This is a genomic window from Simiduia sp. (genome assembly GCF_058345725.1).
The window spans coordinates 152690-158689 of sequence record NZ_JBTUOC010000028.1; the positions used below are offsets into that span (position 1 = coordinate 152690).

A 6000-nucleotide genomic window follows, 5' to 3' on the forward strand; every position below is an offset into this window, starting at 1 on the left:
AATCTACTAGCCTTCTTCCGTCATCACAGGCGTATCCGGTGCGCCACTAAGGCATGCACTCCAAAAGTGGGCTTTGTATTTTAAGGTTAAAAAATTACGTTAGGGTGTTACATATTTGACTAATTGTTAGGCGAAAAGTTTTATATTTCCACGGATAAATTGGCCAAGAACCATAATTGTTGAATCTTGATCAAGCAGACTGATCCATTAGCCCGGATTGATAAAGGCCTATTTTCGATATTATGGGGTAAAACACCATGAAAGCACACTCCAAATTGCGATTTAGAAGTATTACCCCTTGATTCTTAATCCTTCGGATATCTTTTCTTTTATACTATCTGGAGGAATGTCGAAAAAATATGTATTGCTTCGTATGGGCGTTGTCAGTGGCACAATCATGCACGACTGAAGATACAGTTCGCTATCAATATGACTTAAAAATAGAATGTATTTTTCATCTAACTTGAGGTCAGGAAATCCAGATACATTAACAGGAATGGTGGAGTGTAAAGGTAATTTGCTAGTGTACTGATTGACAATGAAAAATTTAAATTCATGGCCTAAAATTAAGTAAGTGCGGTACATTTCGTTTACAGATTGACCGCTGCAGGACCCGTTTTTCGAGCAATAGGTTTTTAGTAACTTCTCTGATTCCTCAAGTCTCTTAGGGTGATGAACTAGATATGCCTCAACCACTTCATATTTTTTCATTAGCTCTAAATTGAATTCTGTGTCACTACAGTCAAGCGCAAGGCTTGCTTTAGATGCAAATGCGATAATTGCCATTAAAAATGTATTAACTTTCATCAATACCGACTCCGTTCGATTGATGAGTGACCATTTGTAATCCTATGAATATCATGGTTTCGTATGTCCCGATGAGGTGCTTTGTATCTTAATCTAGGAGCCTAAGATAGGGGCATAATGTTAATGTACTCCGACCTATTTATCGTGCTCTGATCCCTTGATTTCCGTATGATATGTTTGTAGCAGCCGCTAAAAAGGCTTTAATTATCGGATGCGCTACGCCTTTTAAACCCGATCTTTCGGGTTGAAAGGCTGTGCCGATAAAAAATCTATGCGATGGTACTTCCAGAACTCTCGGGTCTCCATTTGCGTCAAAGCCAGTAAATCTCATATCACTTTCATCAAAAATAGGCAGAAAGGAGTGATTGACACCATAGCTGCAATGATACTCTTCACGGATACTGCTCTCGCCATAGAAGTCTGCAACTTTTGACCCCGTGGCAAGGAAAATTTGATCGGCTACCTCCACTAACTTGCAAGCGAGACCTGATATCAATGGCATCTCAGCATCCGGATTGACTTCACCGTTCTCGGCAGATGAGTAACCAAGTCCATTTCTTGCAAACTCCAGTGCGGCGTGTTGATAGCCGCCGCACGTGCCTAGAAATGGAATATCGTGTTTTCTTGCAAAGTTTATAGCGAGTAGCACCTTGCCCATATTCTTGTATGGGCTCGCCGGTACACACCAAATGCCGGACAGCGCCTTCAATTTTTCGACCGTAATCTCTTCCGTATTGATCCACTCATATAAAACATCGCGCGACAAGCTGTGGGATGCCAACTCTATAGCCATGGGGATTGCTTTGTGAGCAGTTACAAGCTCGTTAAAATCACCTATTAATCCGATTTTCATTAGAAAAATCTCGAAAAGTTATTAAAGCCAAGTACAGAGATAAAAAGTCTGGATTGGTTAAATAATCATCAATACATTTAACGCTTTGATTTTAACTTGAGCGTAATGCCCAGTTGCTACCATATTTCACTACTTTAAATGGACGCTATGCAAGGGGGCGCGGTTTTATAGTTGATTTTTCAACGAGTTCGAACCTTTGATTAACAGTCTCGTAGCTTAGTTTACAAGGAATCTGACACTATAATTGAAAATTATGTGATCCAATCCCTTTTCCACCTTCTGGCCATTGATCGGCCAATCTATCAATCACTTGATTTTCAAACCATTTATCTTCACTTGAAGGAAAAAATATAGCAGCAAACTGGTGCACAAGAAAAGCAAAGCAGCATCATGCCACGACAAAGAAAACCAACTGAATGCTCCGTTCTCGTAATACCCCCATACTGCGAAAATATAAGTAGAACAAAATAATAAAAATCCATAGATGTTTATATTTCTATAATGGAAATACGGTTTGACCAATATTTCATTTGTCAGCAAAAAAATCGCTATTAATAATACTGCAAGAGATCCCTCTAATTTTCCGTTTCTTGCTAGTATATGAGGAAGAAAGCAAACAATAGCTATATAACCTACCAAATTTGGTCCGTAGATATCTCTACAATCACTGCCGGTTCTGTCGTTCAAAAAAATTATCTCCATTTACTTTTATGTAGAAGAAATCTAGCGATCGGCTGACGGGTAGAATACCCCACTTAGTATCCATTTCTATAATTGAAATACCTCAAACCCGCGGCCTTTAAGGAGGTAGGCAATGTGAAGTCGCTCTTTTGGCAGCGAACAGGGAGCTTGATTCCTTGATTCATTGGCGGCGTCTGATTGGGCAGGGCATTGGATCGGTGTAGTAGTAAAAACTTGCATCTTCCACATTAAACGAAAAATAGCCGCCAATTGGATCTTTGATGAGTAGCGAGTTTCCATTGATCCAAGGCTGAAATCCTAGGCAAATCCATCGATCATTGGAAGCAGAATTAAACCTTTGAAGCTCCTTACGTTGGAGTTCGCTGTAAAGATCTTCGTAGGAGTATTTATTAACGAAATTCCCGGTAGTGTCGTATACAATTAATCTATAGGTTTCAATTCGTGTGGTTGCAGCAAATACATATCCGTTATCTGCAATTAGCAGTGTTGTCGGATGCCAGCTAAACCCCGTTAGTTTGTATTCGACTTTCTTTTGGTATTCTAGATTCTTGTCCAGCTGATATATTTGAGCGAAATGATGGGTTCCGTCTTTTCTCACCATTGTTCTAACAACATATTCACCAGAAGGGCTAATAGCGGATATTGGATCGTCGGAAACTTTGTCTGCTAAACAGTTGGAAGATATTGTTAGTAGAAGTAGTAGGATGAGTTTCATGTGATACCTGGGTTCTTGTTTATAGTATTATCAATGGTTGTAGATCATAAATTTCTTTCATAATTCTTATCTGACCCCAGTTGTTGTTTTCGTATGCTGTGACAATACCCAGTTCATTTTCTTTGTTCGGCCAAAGAAAACGAACCAAAAGAAAGGCCACCCCGGCTGCGCTATACCCATTTAAAGCAGCGAAATTCGGGGTCGCGCCAACAGGCGCACCGTCGAGCGGCACCGAGGTCACTGCCTGAACGTTGCTGATGCACAGGGGTCTGCAAATGCTGCAATGGCAGGAGCCAAAGCGCAGCCAATTGGGCGGCTGCCCAATTGACCCAAAATTTCACTGCTTTAATTGGTCGCTCCGCAAGGGGCCCCAGTGGCGCGGCTTCGTAGTTGTTTTTTCAAGGAGTCTGCCCCCTTGATTTCCAACCTTCAAATTCGAAAATCACTTCGGAACAAGCGAGCCCAGAAAGGAAAGGCAGAAACATTGCGACAATGCAATTTTTAATCACCCTAATCCCCTTTATCTCGGCGTTGCTATTTTCGTAGGGCTGGCCTTAGCAATTAATTTACTCCGACCCCTTTATCCTAAATCACTAAAAATTAAGGATTCTTATATTCGCGAATCAAATGGCCTGTAAGTTTTTCTGACTCGATGATTGACTTTAACTGATTGTTAATAAAAATCCTTGGCATGAATCCGCTTACTTTATAAATAAACTCATCATCAGAGGGTGCGTTGAGGTGAGCGTGTTCACACTGCCCAAGATTCCCGTCGCTATAAACCTTAAATTGAGAGCGACTTTTATCCATCAGGTCTAAAACATTAATAACGTTCAGGATGTATCGGGTGCCGCCATTAATAAGCACTGGTAAGAACTCGGCGCGACCTGCAGTATGTGCTTTTAATATTTGATAAGCTCTTTCTGATATGACTATCGTTCCGGCGAATTTAAGAAAGTCTCCGTCTTGATCTGCATGATCAGTCAGGTCATCCTCCAGCCAAATAAGTTGTACTGGCTTCCATGTCGCCAATTTAGACTCGCCAGCCCAGCGCAGGCAATTGTGCTGAAGAAGGGTGTCTCCGTCGGGTAGGGTTAATTCTTTAAACCCTTCAGGCATAACACTGAATAGAAAGCTGGTCATTATGCGTACACCTCTGCACCGGGGCGATAATGGTGGAGTGGGTAGCGACCTGCCTGTAGATCCTCGGCGATATCTTTCAATATGCGTTTCACTTCGTCTTTATCCGCGTTATTTTCGTATGCTGTGACAATTTCCAGGTTAACGTTGGCATAGTATGCTTTGGTATGAATTTTACCATGTATATATGCCCCTTTCATCGCCCCATGTTTTTTTGTCGTTTCATCTTTGGGCAAGAACACGCCATTACAAGGGTCGTCTACGTCGATACCGAGTGCCGTTAATATTTCCGCCGCCGGCATTGCTCGTTTGTCACATTTTGCAACTATATGGTGAGCCTCGTAGTCATATTTCCGGTCAGGCAGGCCTTTGCTCTTGATCAACGCAGCTCTTAATTTGGCGTCCCACTTAGGTCTTGATCCAGCTCTCTTCCGTACATTTGATGTGATTATTTTTTCAACAGCTGCGAAGGGTGTGCCATTGGCAATCGCTCTTTCAGCAAAAATCAAATCCTGGGATTTTCCTTGCTGGTAATAGATGACAGCCTGCCTCACGACCTCCTTATCACTAATGATGCTGGAAAGTTCATCATATAGAGCATCGGCGTCATCAGTGATAGATGCATATAGCGACATAAACGACATAGGTAAATCCCTTTAACATAGCCTGCAGTTTGAGCGGGTATTTTTTGGCGGTTAGATGCTGAGTTGCTTAATAAAGTGGGCATTCTATAAAATCTAGTGTTAGCGAGTCATCTAATAGAAAATGTGAAAGCACCAATTCATACGATAGCATTAGATTTAGTATGCGTCCCAGTGCCGGTAACAGTTTTCAGGGTTGGGACATGGGCACTTGGAGATCTGCTTACTCATCTCGCTGTTGTTATATGGCAATATTTTCTCAAGTTGTTTATTTTCTTTGGTTGGCCAAAGGGCCGGAGCGTTGCGGAGGCATGATCGTTAGCGAAATCGGCCTGTTTCGAGTTCAAACGAACCAGCTGTAGCGCAGCGGAGACCACGCGTATTTTGCGTCATAGAAAGGCCACCCCGGCTGTGCTCGTTAACGGCCGCATGTCCATATGCAGCCCCTTGCAGGCGCTAGTTGCGGTTCAAATTGCTCCGTGCAATTTGTCCATTTAAAGCAGCGAAGTTTGGGGTCGCGCCCACAGGCGCACCGTCGAGCGGCACCGAGGTTACTGCCTAAACGTTGCTGATGCACAGGGATGTGCAAATGCTGTAATGGCAGGAGCCAAAGTGCTTCCAAATGGCCCTCCATGGCCAATTGACCCCGAATTTCACTGCTTTAAATGGCCGCTTCGCAGGGGCTCCAGGAGCGCGGCTTCGTAGTTGATTGTTCAAGGGCTCTAATGCCGGAATTTAAAAGTTATGTACCCGGTCCTCTTTTTCGTATCTTTGTTCTACTCTGTATGATACTTGTCATAGCCGTTAGACCATTCTTGCTCGTAGCCTTGCTTTTTAAAGTAGCCGGTAAATATGTAGAGAGCTTTTTCGAGCCAAGACTGTAGGTCTTCAATACCTTCAATTACTTTATTGTTGCTTTCATCTTCAGCTGCTTGATCTGTCATTTCCCAAAAAAATGGGCTAGCTTCTCTGCGTCTTCTTTGCTATTTAGGTTGTAATCGCCGGTAATAATTGATGTTGCGATGTCGCAATTTAGCTCGTTTGCATAATGTAGTACGAGTAACTTTGCGGGTGTGTTGTATTCACTAAAATTCATCATGCTTTGAAGGTCTACAGATAATTATGGTCAGATAAAAGTTTAT

General features: G+C 42.4%; 6 protein-coding genes. All 6 read right to left on the reverse strand.

Going from position 1 to position 6000, the window contains the following annotated elements:
- Positions 1-291: 291 nt before the first annotated feature.
- Positions 292-807 (reverse strand): hypothetical protein, encoded by a 516-nt coding sequence (locus ACW8F6_RS06975; protein WP_491575139.1) that lies wholly within the window; start codon positions 805-807, stop codon positions 292-294.
- A gap of 139 nt (positions 808-946) precedes the next feature.
- Positions 947-1660, reverse strand: coding sequence for a CTP synthase C-terminal region-related (seleno)protein (locus ACW8F6_RS06980; protein WP_491575140.1), 714 nt, complete (start codon positions 1658-1660; stop codon positions 947-949).
- An 862-nt stretch (positions 1661-2522) separates the two neighbouring features.
- Positions 2523-3077 carry a hypothetical protein gene (locus ACW8F6_RS06985; protein ID WP_491575141.1) on the reverse strand — a complete coding sequence of 185 codons (555 nt, stop codon included), beginning with the start codon at positions 3075-3077 and terminating at the stop codon, positions 2523-2525.
- A 600-nt stretch (positions 3078-3677) separates the two neighbouring features.
- Positions 3678-4220 carry an imm11 family protein gene (locus tag ACW8F6_RS06990; RefSeq protein ID WP_491575142.1) on the reverse strand — a complete coding sequence of 181 codons (543 nt, stop codon included), beginning with the start codon at positions 4218-4220 and terminating at the stop codon, positions 3678-3680.
- Positions 4220-4861 carry an AHH domain-containing protein gene (locus tag ACW8F6_RS06995; RefSeq protein ID WP_491575143.1) on the reverse strand — a complete coding sequence of 214 codons (642 nt, stop codon included), beginning with the start codon at positions 4859-4861 and terminating at the stop codon, positions 4220-4222. The genes ACW8F6_RS06990 and ACW8F6_RS06995 overlap by 1 nt, the downstream gene beginning before the upstream one ends.
- A 773-nt stretch (positions 4862-5634) precedes the next feature.
- Complete coding sequence (locus ACW8F6_RS07000; protein ID WP_491575144.1) at positions 5635-5802, reverse strand: hypothetical protein; 168 nt, start codon at positions 5800-5802, stop codon at positions 5635-5637.
- Positions 5803-6000 lie beyond the last annotated feature (198 nt).